Here is a 17,749-nt window from a genome sequence, read left to right on the forward strand (position 1 = left end):
GAACAGCCTTCTCACCTGATTCAGCCCAATGAGACACCAGTGCCGAGTCCCCATGTTGGGACGTCCTGCCGACCAACGCAAAGCCATGCTGCGGGGTCTCACCACCCAGCTGATCCGCGAAGGTCGGGTTACCACCACCAAAGCCCGTGCCAAGGCTTTGCGCGATGAAGCTGAGCGCATGATCAGCCTGGCCAAGGACGGCAGCCTGTCTGCCCGTCGCCGCGCCATCGGCTACATCTATGACAAGCAGTTGGTTCATGCCCTGTTTGACAAAGCTCAAGACCGCTATGGCGAGCGCCAAGGTGGCTACACCCGCATCATCCGCACCGTTCCCCGCCGCGGCGATAACGCCGAGATGGCCATTATCGAACTGGTCTAAACCTCTCCCCGTCTGGAGAGATCCCAAACTGCCGCGGTGGCGTAAGCCCACCGCGGTTTTTTAATGGCTGCATGGTGCCCGTGCTGACCCCCGCCCCCGCCCTGCGCCGCATCGCTCTTTGCCTGCAATACGACGGCTCCGCCTACTGCGGCTGGCAGCGGCAACGCAATGCCCACAGCGTGCAGCAGACCCTGGAGCAAGCGATAGCTGGGCTTGACCCCCAGGGACCCAATCGCACCATGGCTGCTGGCCGCACCGATACGGGCGTGCATGCTGCCGCCCAGGTGGCACACTTCGAAGCCGCTGGGCCAATTCCGCCGGAGCGCTGGGCCAAGGCCCTTAATGGTCGGCTACCGGCCACGATCCGCATCCGGGCGGCTGTTGAGGTTGAGCCCAGCTGGCACGCCCGCTTCAGCGCTAGTTACCGGCGTTATCGCTACACGATCTACAACGCCCGCACCCCAAACCTGTTCCTGGCCCCCTGGAGCTGGCACCGCTATCAGCGCCGGCTCGATGAACAAGCCATGGGCCAGGCCCTGGAGGCCATGCTCGGCGAACACGACTTTTCTGCCTTTCAACGAGCCGGCAGCCGCCGCGCCCACGGCCGCACCACCCTTCAGGAGGTGCGTATGGAGCGCCAGGGTGACCTGATCAGCGTCGAGTTGCAAGCCAGCGGTTTTCTTTACGGCATGGTGCGTCTGGTGCTGAGCCAACTCGTGGCGGTTGGCGAGGGGCGACTCAGCGGCACCGACTTCGAGCGCCGCTGGCGCGAGTGCCAGCGCCTAGAAGTGAAAGAGGCAGCACCACCTCAGGGCCTCTGCCTGCTGCGGGTGGGCTACCCAAAACCAATATTCCCCCAAGCCGCCTGGTATGATTGCCAACCGCGGTATCAGCTCGAGATTTCCGATTCTCCGGATCTCCAGCCTGGTTCAGCCCAGCCTTTCGTCAGTTCAGCGCAGCTACCTCCTGGGGGCGCGCCGACCAGGAGGTAAGGTCACTGAATCCGGGCGTTGGGTTTCCAACGACCAGCTGTCCTGCCCCACTTCCGGCCTGCCGGTGCCTGATCAGGCGAAATGAACAAGACCCCCCTGCCCTCCATTGATTCCCTCGACCGCCAGTGGTATCTGGTGGACGCAGAGAATCAGACCCTCGGTCGCCTGGCGAGCGAAGTGGCCCAAGTGCTGCGCGGCAAGAACAAGCCCTGCTACACCCCCCACCTCGACACCGGCGACTTCGTCATCGTCATCAACGCCGACAAGGTGAAGGTGAGTGGTAACAAGTCGACCCAGAAGATTTACCGCCGCCACTCCGGCCGGCCCGGTGGCATGAAGACCGAGACCTTCGCCCACCTGCAAGCCCGGATTCCTGAGCGGATCGTGGAGAAAGCCATCAAAGGCATGCTTCCCCACAACGCCCTGGGCCGTCAGCTGTTCCGCAAGCTGAAGGTTTACAAGGGTACTGAGCATCCCCACGCTGCCCAACAACCCCAAGCCCTAGCCCTCGATCCCGCCACTGCCGCCCAATGAGTACTAACAAAGTCGTCTTCTGGGGTACGGGTCGTCGGAAGACGGCAGTTGCCCGAGTGCGTGTGGTTCCCGGGACCGGCACCGTAACCATCAATGGTCGCCCTGGCGACAATTACCTCAACTACAACCCCGTTTATCTCGCAGCGGTCAAAGCTCCTCTGCAGACTCTCGGTTTGGGAACTGACTATGACCTGCTGGTGAATGTGCGTGGTGGTGGGCTTACCGGCCAAGCCGACGCCATTAAGCAGGGTGCTGCTCGTGCCCTATGTGATTTGTCCCCGGACAACCGCAAGCCCCTTAAAACCGAAGGCCACCTCAGCCGCGACCCTCGCGCCAAGGAGCGTCGCAAGTACGGCCTGAAGAAAGCCCGTAAGGCCCCTCAGTTCTCCAAGCGCTGATTTCTTCTCCCCGCCATCAGCCCCTTTCCCGTCATGCCCAAGGCCGAAATTCATCCCACCTGGTATCCCGATGCCAAGGTGATTTGCAACGGAGAGGTGGTTATGACCACCGGCTCCACCTCCCCCGAACTCCACGTTGATGTGTGGAGTGGCAACCACCCCTTCTATACCGGCACCCAAAAGATCCTCGACACCGAGGGCCGAGTAGACCGCTTCATGCGCAAGTACGGCATGGGTGGAGCCGATTCACTCTCCAACGCCGCTGCCAAGCAGGAGCCCCAGGTTGAGGCTTCGGCCGAAGCTGCAAGCCAAGGTGAGACCGAGGCCCCCGCTGTGGCCGAAGCCTGATCTCTGCAGACCTGGTTGAACCCCCCAGCCGGGTGCTTACGGGCACCCGGCTTTGTGTTGTCTGGTGCCCATGCGGGCTCCACCTACCTCGCTGATGGATCCTTCCCTGCTGCATGAGCGCCTGGAGACGGCCCGCCGCACCTTCGAGACCCTGGAACGCCAGCTGGCAGATCCAGCCGTGGCGGCTAATCCCAGCCAGATGCAGGCCATCGCCCGCGAGAGAGCTCGCCTGGAGCCCTTGGTGCAGGACCACCTGAGCCTGCAGAAACTGCAGCAGGAAGAGCGCGAAGCTCGCGCCCTGCTGAAAGAACATCGGGGCGACCTCGCCATGGAGGAACTGGTAACCGAGGAGCTGGCAACCCTGGCCGAAGCCACGGCCAGCCTGCTCGACAAGCTCACGGTGGCCCTGCTGCCCCGAGACCCCCGCGATGAGCGCAGCGTGATGTTGGAGATCCGCGCCGGCGCCGGTGGCGATGAAGCGGCTATCTGGGCCGGCGATCTAGCCCGCATGTATGAGCGCTATGCCCAAGGGGTGGGCTGGCGGGTAGAACCGGTGAGCGCCTCTGAAGCCGAGCTCGGGGGCTACAAAGAACTAATCCTCGCCATCAAAGGCGAAGGGGTTTTCAGCCAGCTGAAGTTCGAGGCTGGCGTGCATCGGGTGCAACGGGTGCCGGCCACCGAGTCCCAGGGCCGGGTGCACACCTCAACCGCCACGGTCGCCGTGATGCCGGAGGCCGATCCCGTGGAGGTCCAGATCGAACCCGGCGACATCGAAATCAGTACCGCCCGCTCCGGTGGCGCCGGCGGCCAAAACGTCAACAAAGTGGAAACGGCCGTAGACCTGCTGCACAAGCCCACCGGCATTCGGGTGTTCTGCACCCAGCAGCGCTCCCAGCTGCAGAACCGCGAGCGCGCCATGGAAATCCTGCGGGCCAAGCTCTATGAGCGCCAGCTGGCAGAAGCCAACGCCCAGGAGCGCTCCACCAGGCTGGCCCAGGTAGGCAGCGGCGACCGCAGCGAGAAAATCCGCACCTACAACTTCAAGGACAACCGCACCACCGACCACCGCCTAGGCCGCAATTTCGCGCTTGAGCCGGTGCTCAACGGCCAGCTCCACGACCTGATCAGTGCCTCAATCGCCGCCGATCAGAGCCGCCAGCTCGAGGAGCTGGCCCAACAGGTAGCCAGCTGAGGGTTCTCAGGACCCAATCACATATTTGGCCCACTCGCCATGCTGACCAGCGGAGATCTGGCGACTGGCTTCAAAGCTGAAACCGCTCAAAGGGCGATGGGGTGGGCGCAGCAGGGGCATGGCCGCCTCCCGCGGGGTGCGGTTGCCCTTGCGGACATTGCAGGGCAGACAGGCTGTGGTGACGTTTTCCCAGGTGTCAAGACCACCGCGGCTGCGGGGCACCACATGGTCGACAGAGAGCTGTTCAGCGCTAGCCCCGCAGTACTGGCAGCGATGGCCATCGCGGTGAAACAGGTTGCGGCGGGTCAGGGGCAACGGCTTGTAGGGCACCCGCACGAAATGACGCAGGCGTATCACTGTGGGTAGCAGGGTGTCCTGGCGAATCCTGCGGGCCGGGTCATGCTCAAGACCCTCCGCCTTCCCCTTCAGCACCATCACCACCGCACGACGCCAGGTGGTGATGTTGAGGGGCTCGTAGGACGCGTTTAGAACGAGAACGTGGCCCATGCCAGCACCCGTGATAGGCGGCATGCTAGTGGCATTCTTCGCTGTTATCCGTGACCCAGGCGACCGAGACCAGCTGGAGTGCCCCGGCCCATGAGCCGACCCTGGCTCGGCAACGGGCCTGGGTAGAGGTGAACACCGCCGCCATCAGTGCCAACGCCCGCAGCCTTAAACGCTGCATAGGCGCCGACACTGAACTGATGGCTGTGGTCAAGGCCGACGGCTATGGCCATGGATCGATCCCCGTGGCCCGGGCCGCCCTCGCTGGTGGAGCCAGTCAGTGCGGTGTCGCCACCCTGTCCGAAGGCATCGAGCTGCGCAGGGCCGGCATCGAAGCGCCAATCCTGGTGCTCGGCAACCTCACCCAGGTAGAGGAGCTGCGCAGCTGTCTGCACTGGCAGCTCATGCCCACCATCAGCGGCATGCGCGAAGCCCTGCTCTGCCAAAACCTCGCCAGCGGCCACGGCCGCCCGATGGCCCTGCAGCTCAAACTCGACACTGGCATGGCTCGGCTAGGGGCCGATTGGCAGGAGGGCCCCAGACTCGTGGCCGCGATCACGGAACTGGAAGCCGTGCAATTGGCCGGCCTCTATTCGCACCTCGCCAGTGCCGATGCGTCAGCAGACGCCGATGACGGGCTCACCGATCAACAGCAGCGGCTATTCGAGACGGTGCTGCAGGCCCTTCATGACCAGCGCCTGCAGGCTGGTATCCGCCACCTAGCCAACTCGGCTGGCACCCTGCGCAGCCCAGGACTGCACTACGACCTGGTGCGCGTCGGCCTGGCGCTATACGGCCACAGCCCGGCGCCTCACCTCTCCTCTGGGGCACCGCTACAGGGAGCGATGACCCTGCACGCCCGCGTCAGCCTGATTCGGGAGGTGGGCAGCGGGGTGGGGGTTAGCTACGGCCATCGCTTCCGCACCAGCCGCCCCAGCCGTCTGGCCGTTGTTGGCATTGGCTACGCCGATGGCGTGCCCCGCCAGCTCTCAAACCAGCTGGAAGTGCTGTTTGCAGGCCAACGTCTGCCCCAAGTGGGAGCCATCACCATGGACCAACTGGTGCTCGATGCCACCGACTGCCCGGGACTGGAGGTGGGGTCGGTGGTGACCCTGCTGGGCCAGGAGGGAAGCGAACAAATCACCCCCACCGACTGGAGCGATCGCTGCCAGACCATCCCCTGGGAAATCCTCTGCGGCTTTAAGCACCGCCTGCCGCGACTCACCGCCGCCCAGGCCGCCTGGGAGGGCCCAGGCGATAGGGCTCACTGATAAAGTCATCGAGCCCCTGGAGAGGTGGCTGAGTGGTTGAAAGCGGCTCCCTGCTAAGGAGTTACAGGAGGCAACTCTTGTCGAGGGTTCGAATCCCTCCCTCTCCGTTGTTAAGCCCCGATGCTTACTGAAGGCTGGCTGCGGCCAGCCGGCTAGCTATTTCGGGTAGGAGTTTGGGATCCTTAGCGCAGGCCTGGCCTTCGGAAAAAATCACCAGCAGGAAGGGCCCCGCTTTTGGCATTGAGCCCTCAGCTGGCAGCTCCACGTAGGCAGCATCGTGCCGGGCCTGGCTCATCCAGCCCGCCTTGCTCCAGAGGCGAGAGCCCAGAGGCAAACCCTCACCAATGAAGCCATCCACCTGGTTTTCTGGATCCGCAAGCCTCAGTGCCGGATCCAGGCTGCGAGCCAGCAAGCAAGCCATACGGGCACAGGCTGGTGGCGACACCAGGGCCGACGCCAGCACGGCCTGCAAAAGACGGGCTACCGCGTCAGTGCTGAGGCGATTGCGGTTTTCAAGCTCGGTGCCGTAAAAGTCCCGCTCTCGTCCGTAGGGCCCTTCTCCCCAGGTTTTCTGGCAAGCATTGCAGCCCTGCAGCTCCGGCCAGCCAAGCTCGCTCAGCCAACGATTCACAAGCTGACGCTGCTCCACCCAGTGGGCCATGCGCTCGGGGGGCAGAGAGGGGCCGCTGGTGGTGCCACTCAGCAAATCCACTACTAAAGAGGTGGCGTCGTTGCTGGAGTCGCGAATCATGTCTGAGAGAGCACGCCGCAGCTCGGGCGTATCCGCAAGCAAATCAGCCTGACGCCAGGCCTCAGCCGCCACCATGTACACCAGCTTCACCACGCTGGCTGGGTAGCGGGGCCGATCCCCAGCCCAGCTAGCCCCCTGCGCCGGCTGGGCCCAGAACTGATCGGGATCGAGATCGGCTGCTCGGCCAAGCAAGGGCTGGTCGTAGCGGAGCCAGGTAATGGAAAGGTGCTGGGCCAAACCAGGCCGCCCCTCCAGCTCTAAAGCCCGCACCAGATCGGCCAGGATCTGAGCCATGGCTGGTTCGGGGCTGTAAAAAGCCATCACCGCCGGCCAACGTATTGGCGAGATTAGCTGTGCTGACAGTGGACACAATCAACCCAGCCCGGCTGGCTGCCGGCACCCCAGCCGCGCCGGAATGGCTCCTCGCCGGCACGAACTGGCAGCTCACTGGCAGCGTCGACCTCTACAGCCAGGCCCGCGGTGAGGGGCTAGCCAGCCAGGCCTGGCCGAGCCGCCACCTGAAAATCCTGACCAGCCCTGCAGCTTCAGGGCCAGGAATGCGCCTGCGGGTACGACTGCTCGACGATGGCTACCCAGGCTGGCTTGAGCCCAATGCCCTGCTGGGGCGAGCAGTGGCCTGCTCCCCGCCCCAGCCCCAACTCCTGCAGCGCTGCAGCATTGCCCGCAGGCTGGAGCAGGTGCTGAGCTTCGCTCAGGCAGCCCAGCGCCTAGCCAACACCTACCTATGGGGCGGCAGCTTGGGCCCCAACTACGACTGCTCTGGGCTAGTGCAGCGGGCCTATGCCAGCGCCGGCATCTGGATTCCGCGCGATGCCTACCTGCAGGAGCGTTTCTGTCAGCCGGTGGCGGTGCAACCGAGCCAGGTGCAGTTGCTGGAGCCAGGCGACCTGATCTTTTTTGGCACACCCCAGCGCTGCAGCCACGTGGGACTGCACCTAGGTGGCGGCCACTATCTACATAGCTCCGGCGTCGCCCACGGCCGCAACGGCATTGGCCTCGACGACCTAGCGCCCCACAACCCCGATCCGGTGGCGCGCCACTACAGGCTGGAACTGCGGGGAGCGGGGCGGGTCATGCACAGCCATGACGGCAGTCCCCTACCCACCTAGGGTCAACGCCAGGGCGAGTAAGGAAATGCAGCAAACGGGGATAGGACAGCCCGACCTTTCCATCGTGGTGCCCCTCTACAACGAGGAGGAGAGCCTGCCCCAGTTGGTGGAGCAGTTGCTGGCGGCACTGCGACCGCTGCAGCTGGCCTTTGAGTTGGTGCTGGTAGACGACGGGTCCAAGGACGGCACAGCGAAGCTGCTCAGCCAGCTGGCCGCCACGGTTCCGGAGCTGGTGGCCGTGCTGCTGCGCCGCAACTACGGCCAGACGGCGGCCATGGCGGCCGGTTTTGACGCCAGCGGCGGGGCGGTGATCGTGACCCTCGATGGCGATCTGCAGAACGACCCAGCCGATATCCCCCTACTCCTGGCCGAGCTCGAGCAAGGCTTCGACCTTGTAAGCGGCTGGCGTCACCAGCGCCAGGATGCGGCCATGCAACGGCTGCTGCCCAGCCGCATCGCCAACAGCCTGATCACCCAGGTCACTGGGGTGCGCCTCCACGACTACGGCTGCTCCCTCAAGGCTTATCGGCGCGAGGTAGTGAGTGACCTCAACCTCTACGGCGAACTACACCGCTTCCTACCTGCCCTGGCCTTCATCGAAGGTGCCCGGATCAGCGAGGTGAAGGTGAACCACCATCCCCGTCGTTTTGGGGAGAGCAAGTACGGGCTCGACCGCACTTTTCGCGTGCTGATGGACCTGCTGACGGTCTGGTTCATGAAACGCTTTGTAACCAGGCCGATGCATGTCTTCGGCTTCGGCGGCCTGGCCGCCATGGGCGCAGGCCTGCTGATCGGACTCTGGCTGCTGGGCGAAAAACTACTGCTTGGTGCCGACATCGGCGATCGCCCCCTGCTGATGATGGCCCTACTGAGTTTTCTCACCGGGGTGCAGCTCTTCTGCTTTGGCCTGCTGGCCGAACTGCAGATGCGCACGTACCACGAAAGCCAGGGGCGGCCTATCTATCGGGTGCGCGCCACCTTGCGGGGAAGCGACACATGAAGGAAGTTAAGAGGTGCTGGGATTGAATTTTTATGTCGCCCTAGCCAGCCCCTAAGGCTGCATCGAGTGGCCTCCGTACAGTATTGATGGTTGCTATTGGCCCGCGCCATGACTGGAGTATTTGCTGCCGCTTGGTTGCCCTCGGTGTTAGTCCCACTTGTTGGAATCCTTGGCCCAGCCGTAGCCATGGCCCTGCTTTTCAACGTGATCGAAGCCCGCGACTGAGCCCGACCCAAGCCGTCGCTCAGCCTCACCGCCTATCCCCGCCACCATGACCGTGACCCCCGTGGCCGACCCCTGCGTCGGCAATCTGGCAACCCCCGTCAACAGCAGCTATTTCAGCAGGGCCTTCATAAATGCCCTGCCCGCCTACCGCCCTTCCCTATCCCCAAACCGTCGTGGTTTGGAAGTGGGCATGGCCCACGGCTTCTTTCTCTACGGACCCTTCGCAGTCTGTGGGCCCCTGCGGCTCACCGAGTACGCCAGCACCGCTGGATTACTCGCCAGCATTGGGCTGGTATCGATCTTGACCGTATGTCTCTCGATCTACGGCACCGCTGGCAACGGACCCAACATCCAGCCGGCTGACGCCACCATCGACAACCCTCCCGCAGACCTGTTCACCAAGGCTGGCTGGGCAGAATTTGCCAGTGGTTTCTGGCTGGGTGGCTGCGGTGGCGCCGCCTTTGCCTGGTTCCTGGCTGGCACAGCGATCGTTTCACCGCTTGTCAACATCGCTGGCGGCGTTTGGAGCGTCAACTGAATCTCGAGCGACACTGAGACCCCTAAAAGCCCCGCCTAGGCGGGGCTTTTTTATTGAACTTGTATTGGATACGCCACGATCAAAAGTGACTGAAGGGGCAGCGCAACGGCGAATAACCGCAGCGGCGAACGAGCCCAATACACAGAAGACGATGAGCCTCAGTGCACAGACCAAACGCTTGTGCAGCACAGCTACCAAAAAGTCTCCACGTAGCCGGCAGCCAACAAAAAACCCCAGCCTGCGCCGGGGTTAATTCGTCCCTCGAGGGAACAAGCAGGCCGCGGTTAGCCGAACTTGCCCGAGGTAGAAGCAATCAGGAAGGCTGCATACGTGAGTATGTAGCCGATCGTGAAGTGAGCAAGACCCACCACACGAGCCTGGACGATCGAAAGAGCGACAGGCTTATCGCGCCAGCCAACGAGGTTGGCGAGCGGGGTGCGCTGATGCGCCCAGACGATGGTCTCAATCAGTTCCTGCCAGTAGCCGCGCCAGGAGATCAGGAACATGAAACCGGTGGCCCAAACCAGGTGACCGAACAGGAACATCCAGGACCAGACGGCCAGGTTGTTGCTGCCAAACGGGTTGTAACCGTTGATCAGCTGAGAGGAGTTGAGCCAAAGGTAGTCGCGGAACCAGCCCATTAAATAGGTGCTGGATTCGTTGAACTGAGCCACGTTGCCCTGCCAAATGGCGAGGTGCTTCCAATGCCAGTAGAAGGTAACCCAACCAACGGTATTCAAAGCCCAGAAGACACTCAGATAGAAAGAGTCCCAGGCACTAATGTCGCAGGTACCACCACGGCCAGGGCCGTCGCAGGGGAACGAATAGCCGAAGTCCTTTTTATCGGGCATCAGCTTGGAACCCCGAGCATCAAGGGCACCTTTCACCAGGATCAGAGTCGTGGTGTGCAGTCCGAGGGCAATAGCGTGGTGAACAAGGAAGTCACCAGGACCAATCTGCAGGAACAGATCATTGCCGCCGTTGATTGCATCTATCCAACCAGGCAGATAAACAGCACTAGCGGTACTAGCCGCTGAAGCTGAATTAGAAAGCAGCACATCCATGCCGTACATCGCCTTGCCGGAAGCGGCCTGGACGAATTGGGCAAAGACGGGCTCCACCAAGATCTGCTTCTCAGGAGTACCAAAGGCCACCACCACGTCGTTATGAACGTAGAGACCAAGGGTGTGGAATCCGAGGAACAGGGAGACCCAGCTCAGGTGGCTGATGATGGCTTCCTTGTGCTCAAGCACACGGGCCAACACGTTGTCCTTGTTGGCTTCCGGGTCGTAGTCACGGATTAAGAAGATCGCACCGTGAGCGAAAGCACCGCACATCAGGAAGATGGCGATGTACTGGTGGTGGGTATAAAGCGCTGCCTGCGTTGTGTAGTCCTTAGCGATAAACGCATAGGACGGCATCGCATACATGTGCTGAGCCACCAGACTGGTTACCACACCCAAAGACGCCAACGCCAGAGCGAGCTGGAAGTGGAGCGAATTGTTGATCGTGTCGTAGAGACCCTTGTGGCCAGCCCCGAGGTCACCAGGAGTGCCTTTGGGCGGGTTGTGGGCATCCAGAATCTCGCGAATCGAGTGGCCGATACCGAAGTTGGTCCGGTACATGTGGCCAGCGATCACAAAGATGCAACCGATCGCTAGATGGTGGTGGGCGATGTCCGTGAGCCACAGGGCTTCCGTTTGGGGGTGGAAGCCACCCAGGAAGGTGAGGATCGCGGTGCCAGAACCCTCAGCAGTTCCGAACTGCTGATAAACGGTGTCTGGATTTTGGGCGTAAACGCCCCAGTTGCCGGTGAAGAACGGAGCCAAACCAGCGGGGTGAGGCAGCACGGAGAGGAAGTTGTCCCACCCAACATGCTGACCACGGGCCTCAGGGATAGCCACGTGAACCAGGTGACCGGTCCAAGCGATGGAACTAAAGCCAAACAGAACCGCCAGGTGGTGGTTTAGGCGGGATTCAGCATTCTTGAACCAGGCCAAGGATGGCCGAAACTTGGGCTGAAGGTGGAGCCAGCCTGCAAACAGGGCCCAAGCCGACAGGATCATCATGAAGATGGAACCCTGATAAAGCTCAGCGTTGGTGGTCATACCGATCGTGTACCACCAGTGGTACAGACCCGAATAAGCAATGTTTACAGGGGAGGAAGCGCCAGCCTGAGTGAAGGCGGCGATTGCCCCTTGGCCGAAGTGGGGATCCCAGATCGCATGAGCGATGGGACGGACATGCAGAGGATCGGCGACCCACTGCTCAAAGTTGCCCTGCCAGGCGATATGGAACAGGTTGCCCGAAACCCAGAGGCCAATGATGGCCAGGTGACCGAAGTGGGTTGAGAACAGCTTTTGGTAAAGCCGCTCCTCGGTCATGCCGTCGTGGCTCTCGAAATCGTGAGCCGTGGCAATGCCGTACCAAATCCGGCGGGTTGTCGGGTCCTGTGCCAGACCCTGGCTGAACGAAGGAAATTTCGTTGCCATTGGGAGAGGTCAGAAAAGGTCAGCCGACCGCGACGATGCGGGCCAGGAAAAATGCCCAGGTTGTTGCAATACCGCCCAACAAATAGTGAGCGACACCGACAGCACGACCCTGGGTGATCGAGAGAGCCCGCGGCTGGATAGCCGGAGCAACCCTCAGCTTGTTGTGAGCCCAAACGATGGACTCAATCAGCTCCTGCCAATAGCCGCGGCCACTGAACAGGAACATCAGGCTGAAGGCCCAGATGAAGTGGGCACCCAGGAACATCAGGCCATAGGCACTGGAACTGGAGCCGTAGCTGTTGATCACCTGGGCTGCCTGGGCCCAGAGGAAGTCGCGCAACCAGCCGTTGATGGTGATGGCGCTCTGGGCGAAGTTGCCGTTGGTGATGTGCTGGACGCTGCCATCAGCGTTGACGGTGCCCCACACGTCGCTCTGCATCTTCCAGGAGAAGTGGAAAATGACAATCGACAGGGAGTTGTACATCCAGAACAGGCCAAGGAACACATGGTCCCAAGCCGACACCTGGCAGGTACCGCCACGGCCAGGGCCGTCGCAGGGGAAGCGGAAGCCCAGATTCGCCTTGTCAGGAACTAGGCGGGAGCTGCGGGCATACAACACACCCTTCAGCAGGATCAGCACGGTTACGTGGATCGTGAAGGCATGGATGTGGTGAACCATGAAGTCGGCCGTTCCTAGGGGGATCGGTCCGATCGCCACCTTGCCACCAACTGCAACAACAGCGCCGTTGAACACTTCGCTCACACCCGCAAGGGCGTTGGGCGCGGTGCTACCAGCAGCAGCAGCGTGCAGACCCTGAATCCACTGCGCGAAGACAGGCTTGAGGGCAATGGCGGAATCGCTGAACATGTCTTGGGGACGCCCCAAGGCACGCATCGTGTCGTTGTGGATATAAAGGCCAAAACTATGGAAGCCGAGCCAGATGCACACCCAGTTGAGGTGGCTGATCAGGGCATCACGGGCCTTGAGCACACGATCCAGCACGTTATCGACGTGCTTGGCAGGGTCGTAATCGCGAATCATCGCGATAGCGGCATGCGCACCAGCACCAACAACCAAGAAACCACCGATCCACATGTGATGGGTGAATATCGACAGCTGGGTGGGGTAATCAATCCCGATGTAGGGATAGGGAGGCATCGCATACATATGCTGGGCCACGATGATGCTCAGAGAGCCGAGCATCGCCAGGTTCACAGCCAATTGGGCGTGCCAGCTGGTGGTCATGAACTCGAAGAGTCCGTCATGACCATTGGGAGCGGGAAACAGCAGGGGATCTCCCTTCTGGCCCTGGAGAATCTCCTTAATGCTGTGACCGATGCCCCAGTTGGTGCGATACATATGGCCGGCCACAATGAACAGCACCGCGATCGCCAAGTGGTGATGCGCGATGTCGGTCATCCAGAGGCTGCCGGTCACAGGATTCAATCCACCTTTAAAGGTGAGGAAATCGCTGTAAGCAGCCCAGTTACCCGTGAAGAAGGCTGAGACGCCAGCCCCGAAACCGGGGAATATCTGGGCGATCAAGTCCTGATTCAGGAACTCGTGGGGCAGGGGAATGTCGGCATAAGTGGCAATGATCTTGCCATTGAGCGCCAGCGGCTGGCCGGCGTCGATGGCCTCCATCAGCGCAGAGGTAGGCAGGGACACATGCAACAGGTGTCCTGTCCAAGAGAGGGATCCCAGGCCGAGCAGGCCAGCCAGATGGTGGTTGAGCATCGACTCAACGTTCTGGAACCACTCGAGCTTTGGAGCTGCCTTGTGGTAATGGAAGACACCGGCATTGAGCATCAAGCCGGCCATCACCAACGCACCGATGGCCAAGGCCATCAGCTGGGTTTCATTGGTGATTCCCCAAGCCCTCCATACATGGAAAAGGCCGGAGGTGATCTGAATGCCGTGGAAGCCGGCACCCATGTCTCCATTGAGAATTTCCTGGCCGAAAATGGGCCACACCACCTGCGCCGAAGGCTTGACGTGCAGGGGGTCTGTCAACCAACCGGTGTAGTTGGAGAAGCGCGCTCCGTGGAAGAAGGCGCCACTTAGCCAGATGAAGATGACGGCCAAATGGCCGAAGTGGGCCGAAAAGATCTTGCGAGAGACCTCTTCTAGATCACTCGTGTGACTGTCGAAATCGTGAGCATTGGCGTGGAGGTTCCAAACCCATGTGGTGGTTTTGGGACCTTTGGCAAGGCTGCGATCGAAATGGCCGGGCTTGCCGAACAGTTCGAAGGTGGCCGGAACTGGGTTCCGGTCGACCATGGCCTTCGCCTTTTCCCCACGCTCTGGTGGGCTGATGGTCATCGAGACGTTCCTCGAGGGACGGGATCGAGGTGGTGGGTCCACCCCTGCAGCAGACCGGAGGGACTGCCGTTGGGCCCCATGAACGGCCGGCGGCCGAAGCCTCCGGGCAGTCATGGGCACCAACCGGGAAGGGGGCCGCGAAAACGCGAAACCTCTTGCCACAGCTGGAGCTTTGGGCCCCAAATAGGGGACCGCTGGCCGAAGTATAGGGGTCGTTTACAAGAGGTTTTGGCTTGCAGTTACAAAGGTTCAATCCCGGCGTTTCCCAGGCCAGCACAGGGCTTTACAGAACAGAAAGAATCATCAACTTCAGCCATCTTGCAGGCGGTTTTTTATTACTTAGAGGCAGTCAAAAACGGCTATCTCCCACAGCTGTTTTCCCTGGGTGGCACCAGCCAGCAGAATGCGACAACTATCGGCTGAGCAACCCAGCGTGGGCGCAGGCAGCGCAACCCATCCAGCTATCCCATGTCGCCCCGTCAGATGGCGGCAGCGACTGCTGACAATCCTGCTAGCGGCGGTGTTACTGCTGCCAGCTGGCTGCAATCGCGCAGCGGCCAGCCGCAGCAGCGGTCCAGACCCAGCGCCTCTTCCCCCTCAAGCGCCCAGTGGCCGCTTGCAGGAAGTCGCGCCACCTGCCGCCGTACAACAAGTTCAAGCGGCCCTGGCCGAACGCCAGCCCCAGGTATCGATCCAAGTGCCGCGGGATGGCAGTGAGCTGCCTAGTGGCCCGATCAAGTTGCAAATGCAGGTTCGTGATTGGCCTTTAGTTGATGCGGGACCCCTCGGGCTGGGGCCCCACCTGGTGGTGCAAGTAGATGACCTACCTCCCCAACGCCTAACCGCCTCACGCTCTGGGCAAGACCCAACCCGCCTAGAAGCCGAACTGCCGCCCCTGGGTCCAGGCAGCCACCGCCTGACCGCCTACGCGGCCAAACCCTGGGGTGAAGTGGTGAAAAGCCCGGGAGCCTGGGACCAGGTGAGGGTGAACCGGGTGGCCGCCAATCCCCTGGCAACTCCCCAGCTCGGCACGCCCCAGTTGATCGGCGTAAGCCCAGCAGATCTGACCGGTCGTGAACCGGTGCTGCTCGACTGGCTGTTAATAGACGCTCCCCTCCAGGGCCTGCGCGACAACGACGGCAGCTGGCGCCTGCGGGTGACGATCAACGGGGACAGTTTTTTGGTAGATCAGAACTCGCCTCTGTGGCTCAAGGGCTGGCACAGCGGCAGCAACAGCGTGCTGATGGAGCTGGTTGATGGCCGCGGCGCCCCCCTCAACCCCCCCTTCAACACCTTGGTGAGCGAGGTGACAATTAATAGTTCCTCGCCCACGCCCAGTTGGCAGCGGGGGCGTCTGGATGCCAGCGAGTTAGCCCAGCTGCTGGGAGAGGAGCCTGCAACGCCTGCGGCTCCAGGAACAGAACCAGAGGCACAAGTAGCAGCAATAGAAATCAATCCGCCGCCGGCCAGCGAACCCCAATCCCCACTTGAACCGGAGGCTTCGCCGGAACCAGAACCCCTGCCTGTACAAGAACAACTGCCTGAGCTGGAGCCCGCTGTTGAAGCTGAGTCAGCCGAACCTGCGCAGCAAGATGCCCCAGAAGCAGAGACCCCCCCTACTGCGGCCCCCACCGATCGGCTCAGCGTCTCCACCAACCTGGGGGGATCGGCCCGCAGCCAGCTGAATCCAGATGGTTCCCTGCTCAAGCCCAAGCCGCCGGGCCCCCTGGCCGGGCTGCGTCAGAAGCTAGAAACGTGACTTCACCAAACAACCGCCCCGAGCAGGACGCGCCGCGCGCCCGCCGCTGGGGCCTGGGCTTCAGCCCTGCCAGCACCCCGGTGCTGGCAGGGCTCCTTCAGGCCGGCCTGATCGACGCCCGGGTGGGGCCTAATGACCAGCCCGCCGCAGGGGCCTGCTTAGTTGAGCAGTGGTCAACGGCCAGCGGCTTTGTAATCGTTGGTGCCTGTGGCCTGGTGACCAGGCTGATTGCGCCGCTGCTCGGTAATAAAGCGAGCGATCCCGCCGTGGTGGTGGTGGATCCCCAGGGTCGGTTCGCCATTCCCCTGCTAGGGGGGCACGCGGCCGGGGCCGAGCGACTGAGCCACCAGATTGCCGCCTGCCTAGGCGGCCAGGCCGTGCTCACCGGGGCAACGGCTGCAGCAGGCTTACTGAGCCTCGACAGCTTCGGCAAAGACTGGGGTTGGCAGCGGGGAAAGGGCGATTGGAGCGCCCTGATGCGTAAGGCAGCCCATCTGGATCAACCGCTGCGACTGGAAGCTCACCACGGCAGCCGCCGCTGGCTAGAGCTAGAGGCCGCCACCTGCCTAAGAGAGCGCGCTGGTGACACTGGCAGTGGATCTGGCGAGAACCCAGAGGCAGATCTGGTCGTAGATATCCACACCGGCGCTGGCTGCCGCTGGCATCCGCCGAGCCTGTGGCTTGGTATGGGCTGTGAACGCAGCACCAGCCTGAGCCTGCTGGAGCGCTTGCTGGAACAGACCCTGGGCGACCAGCAACTGGCACCTGAATCCGTAGCTGGTTTAGCGAGCATCGACCGCAAGGCCGATGAACCTGCCCTACTTGCTTTAGCAGCTAAACGAGGCTGGCCAGTGCGCTGGTTTGGGGCCGAATCCCTAGCAGCAGTGCCGGTGCCCACCCCATCGGCGGCCGTGGCCCAGGAAATGGGCACCGCCAGCGTGGCCGAGGCCGCAGCCCTGCTAGCAGCTGGCCCAGCAGCCCAATTACTGCAAACCAAGCGCATCGAGCATGCCAACCCAGGCGAGCACGGGGCAGCCACCCTGGCGGTGGCTCTGGCCGAGAGTCAATGGGCGCCCGAGCGGGGCCAGCTGCACCTGGTGGGCAGTGGGCCGGGCAGCCTGGAGCTGCTCACTGCGGATGCGCGCCGCGCCCTGGCGGAAGCCACGGTGTGGGTGGGCTACGGCCTCTACCTCGACCTGCTTGAACCGCTGCGGCGACCTGATCAGCTGCGCTGGAACGGCCAACTCACCGAGGAGCGGGCCCGCTGCGCCCTGGCCCTGGAGCTAGCGAGCCAGGGGCTGAATGTGGCCCTGGTCTCTTCTGGCGACAGCGGCATCTACGCCATGGCCGGCCTAGCCCTAGAGCTGTGGCTGGCCAGCCCAGCCGATGGCCGGCCCAGCTTCAGCGTGCATCCGGGCATCTCGGCCCTGCAACTCGCCGCCGCCAGGGCCGGAGCTCCCTTGATGCACGATTTCTGCACCATCAGCCTCAGCGACCGACTAACCCCTTGGGAAGTGATCGAAAAGCGGCTGCAAGCAGCGGCTGCGGGGGACTTTGTAGTAGCCCTCTACAACCCCCGCTCCTTGGGGCGCGACTGGCAACTGGCCCGAGCCAGGGAGCTGCTGCTGGAGGGCCGGCCGGCCTCCACACCGGTGGCCCTGGCCCGCCAACTGGGGCGAGCCGATGAGGCCGTCAGCCTGCACAGCCTGGGCGCGTTACCGGTGGAGCAAGTGGACATGCTGACCCTAGTGCTGATTGGCAACAGCACCAGCTATGCCAAAGACGGTCGCATGGTGACCCCCAGGGGTTACCCAGGAGCCGAGCTCAGGTGAAAAAAATCGGGATGACAGGATTCGAACCTGCGGCCCCTTCGTCCCGAACGAAGTGCGCTACCAAGCTGCGCCACATCCCGA

At 62.4% G+C, this 17,749-nt stretch carries 17 protein-coding genes and 2 tRNA genes; 14 read left to right on the forward strand and 5 right to left on the reverse strand.

Features of this window, described 5'->3' with window-relative positions; translation table 11 throughout:
- Positions 1-28: 28 nt before the first annotated feature.
- The 6 genes from rplQ to prfA all read left to right on the forward strand — a co-directional run bounded on the left by rplQ (position 29) and on the right by prfA (position 3,843).
- A complete protein-coding gene (gene rplQ, locus AC01FP_RS02300; protein ID WP_106632400.1) occupies positions 29-379 on the forward strand; it encodes a 50S ribosomal protein L17 in 351 nt (116 codons plus the stop codon).
- A gap of 71 nt (positions 380-450) precedes the next feature.
- Positions 451-1,371 (forward strand): tRNA pseudouridine(38-40) synthase TruA, encoded by a 921-nt coding sequence (gene truA / locus AC01FP_RS02305; protein ID WP_474477660.1) that lies wholly within the window; start codon positions 451-453, stop codon positions 1,369-1,371.
- An 81-nt stretch (positions 1,372-1,452) separates the two neighbouring features.
- A complete protein-coding gene (gene rplM, locus AC01FP_RS02310; RefSeq protein WP_106632402.1) occupies positions 1,453-1,905 on the forward strand; it encodes a 50S ribosomal protein L13 in 453 nt (150 codons plus the stop codon).
- Positions 1,902-2,303 (forward strand): 30S ribosomal protein S9, encoded by a 402-nt coding sequence (gene rpsI / locus AC01FP_RS02315; RefSeq protein ID WP_474477663.1) that lies wholly within the window; start codon positions 1,902-1,904, stop codon positions 2,301-2,303. The genes rplM and rpsI overlap by 4 nt, the downstream gene beginning before the upstream one ends.
- A gap of 33 nt (positions 2,304-2,336) precedes the next feature.
- The gene (rpmE, locus tag AC01FP_RS02320) at positions 2,337-2,651 is read left to right on the forward strand and encodes a 50S ribosomal protein L31 (RefSeq protein WP_474477666.1); all 315 of its coding nucleotides are present in this window, start codon (positions 2,337-2,339) and stop codon (positions 2,649-2,651) included.
- Between the two features lie 94 nt (positions 2,652-2,745).
- Complete coding sequence (prfA, locus tag AC01FP_RS02325; protein WP_474477753.1) at positions 2,746-3,843, forward strand: peptide chain release factor 1; 1,098 nt, start codon at positions 2,746-2,748, stop codon at positions 3,841-3,843.
- Between the two features lie 6 nt (positions 3,844-3,849).
- On the opposite strand, the gene AC01FP_RS02330 is transcribed toward prfA, so the two are convergent.
- On the reverse strand, positions 3,850-4,350 hold the full coding sequence (locus AC01FP_RS02330; RefSeq protein ID WP_474477670.1) for an HNH endonuclease: 501 nt from the start codon (positions 4,348-4,350) through the stop codon (positions 3,850-3,852).
- A 50-nt stretch (positions 4,351-4,400) separates the two neighbouring features.
- Between AC01FP_RS02330 and alr the strand changes: the two genes are divergently transcribed.
- Both alr and AC01FP_RS02340 read left to right on the forward strand, forming a co-directional pair.
- Positions 4,401-5,618 carry an alanine racemase gene (gene alr, locus AC01FP_RS02335; protein ID WP_474477673.1) on the forward strand — a complete coding sequence of 406 codons (1,218 nt, stop codon included), beginning with the start codon at positions 4,401-4,403 and terminating at the stop codon, positions 5,616-5,618.
- 18 nt (positions 5,619-5,636) lie between these two features.
- A tRNA-Ser gene (locus tag AC01FP_RS02340) sits at positions 5,637-5,725 on the forward strand.
- Between the two features lie 17 nt (positions 5,726-5,742).
- Here the strand turns inward: AC01FP_RS02340 and AC01FP_RS02345 are convergent.
- The gene (locus AC01FP_RS02345; protein ID WP_474477676.1) at positions 5,743-6,690 is read right to left on the reverse strand and encodes a serine hydrolase; all 948 of its coding nucleotides are present in this window, start codon (positions 6,688-6,690) and stop codon (positions 5,743-5,745) included.
- 41 nt (positions 6,691-6,731) lie between these two features.
- Here AC01FP_RS02345 and AC01FP_RS02350 point away from each other — a divergent pair, with 41 nt between their 5' ends.
- From AC01FP_RS02350 to AC01FP_RS02365, 4 genes are all read left to right on the forward strand, one after another.
- Positions 6,732-7,499, forward strand: coding sequence for a C40 family peptidase (locus AC01FP_RS02350; protein WP_474477680.1), 768 nt, complete (start codon positions 6,732-6,734; stop codon positions 7,497-7,499).
- Between the two features lie 25 nt (positions 7,500-7,524).
- A complete protein-coding gene (locus AC01FP_RS02355; RefSeq protein ID WP_474477756.1) occupies positions 7,525-8,499 on the forward strand; it encodes a glycosyltransferase family 2 protein in 975 nt (324 codons plus the stop codon).
- A gap of 108 nt (positions 8,500-8,607) precedes the next feature.
- Positions 8,608-8,724, forward strand: coding sequence for a photosystem I reaction center subunit VIII (locus AC01FP_RS02360; RefSeq protein WP_474477759.1), 117 nt, complete (start codon positions 8,608-8,610; stop codon positions 8,722-8,724).
- Between the two features lie 46 nt (positions 8,725-8,770).
- Positions 8,771-9,262, forward strand: coding sequence for a photosystem I reaction center subunit XI (locus AC01FP_RS02365; protein WP_474477683.1), 492 nt, complete (start codon positions 8,771-8,773; stop codon positions 9,260-9,262).
- Between the two features lie 284 nt (positions 9,263-9,546).
- On the opposite strand, the gene psaB is transcribed toward AC01FP_RS02365, so the two are convergent.
- Entirely contained in the window at positions 9,547-11,754 is a 2,208-nt protein-coding gene (gene psaB, locus AC01FP_RS02370; RefSeq protein ID WP_474477685.1) for a photosystem I core protein PsaB, read from the reverse strand.
- A gap of 19 nt (positions 11,755-11,773) precedes the next feature.
- Positions 11,774-14,077, reverse strand: a complete 2,304-nt coding sequence (psaA, locus tag AC01FP_RS02375) for a photosystem I core protein PsaA (RefSeq protein ID WP_474477688.1) — start codon at positions 14,075-14,077, stop codon at positions 11,774-11,776.
- 616 nt (positions 14,078-14,693) lie between these two features.
- Between psaA and AC01FP_RS02380 the strand changes: the two genes are divergently transcribed.
- Both AC01FP_RS02380 and cobJ read left to right on the forward strand, forming a co-directional pair.
- Positions 14,694-15,836, forward strand: a complete 1,143-nt coding sequence (locus AC01FP_RS02380; RefSeq protein ID WP_474477691.1) for a hypothetical protein — start codon at positions 14,694-14,696, stop codon at positions 15,834-15,836.
- On the forward strand, positions 15,833-17,668 hold the full coding sequence (gene cobJ / locus AC01FP_RS02385) for a precorrin-3B C(17)-methyltransferase (RefSeq protein ID WP_474477694.1): 1,836 nt from the start codon (positions 15,833-15,835) through the stop codon (positions 17,666-17,668). The genes AC01FP_RS02380 and cobJ overlap by 4 nt, the downstream gene beginning before the upstream one ends.
- 6 nt (positions 17,669-17,674) lie before the next feature.
- Here the strand turns inward: cobJ and AC01FP_RS02390 are convergent.
- Positions 17,675-17,748 (reverse strand) — tRNA-Pro (locus AC01FP_RS02390).
- Position 17,749: the final 1 nt, after the last annotated feature.

Source organism: Cyanobium sp. NIVA-CYA 375, from assembly GCF_056108345.1.

What these genes read in the sequence shown, in the direction of transcription:
- rplQ (WP_106632400.1), top strand. Translation starts at nt 29, where the DNA reads ATGAGACACCAGTGCCGAGTCCCCATGTTGGGACGTCCTGCCGACCAA.
- truA (WP_474477660.1), top strand. Translation starts at nt 451, where the DNA reads ATGGTGCCCGTGCTGACCCCCGCCCCCGCCCTGCGCCGCATCGCTCTT.
- rplM (WP_106632402.1), top strand. Translation starts at nt 1,453, where the DNA reads ATGAACAAGACCCCCCTGCCCTCCATTGATTCCCTCGACCGCCAGTGG.
- rpsI (WP_474477663.1), top strand. Translation starts at nt 1,902, where the DNA reads ATGAGTACTAACAAAGTCGTCTTCTGGGGTACGGGTCGTCGGAAGACG.
- rpmE (WP_474477666.1), top strand. Translation starts at nt 2,337, where the DNA reads ATGCCCAAGGCCGAAATTCATCCCACCTGGTATCCCGATGCCAAGGTG.
- prfA (WP_474477753.1), top strand. Translation starts at nt 2,746, where the DNA reads ATGGATCCTTCCCTGCTGCATGAGCGCCTGGAGACGGCCCGCCGCACC.
- AC01FP_RS02330 (WP_474477670.1), bottom strand. Translation starts at nt 4,350, where the DNA reads ATGGGCCACGTTCTCGTTCTAAACGCGTCCTACGAGCCCCTCAACATC.
- AC01FP_RS02345 (WP_474477676.1), bottom strand. Translation starts at nt 6,690, where the DNA reads ATGGCTTTTTACAGCCCCGAACCAGCCATGGCTCAGATCCTGGCCGAT.
- AC01FP_RS02355 (WP_474477756.1), top strand. Translation starts at nt 7,525, where the DNA reads ATGCAGCAAACGGGGATAGGACAGCCCGACCTTTCCATCGTGGTGCCC.
- AC01FP_RS02360 (WP_474477759.1), top strand. Translation starts at nt 8,608, where the DNA reads ATGACTGGAGTATTTGCTGCCGCTTGGTTGCCCTCGGTGTTAGTCCCA.
- AC01FP_RS02365 (WP_474477683.1), top strand. Translation starts at nt 8,771, where the DNA reads ATGACCGTGACCCCCGTGGCCGACCCCTGCGTCGGCAATCTGGCAACC.
- psaB (WP_474477685.1), bottom strand. Translation starts at nt 11,754, where the DNA reads ATGGCAACGAAATTTCCTTCGTTCAGCCAGGGTCTGGCACAGGACCCG.
- psaA (WP_474477688.1), bottom strand. Translation starts at nt 14,077, where the DNA reads ATGACCATCAGCCCACCAGAGCGTGGGGAAAAGGCGAAGGCCATGGTC.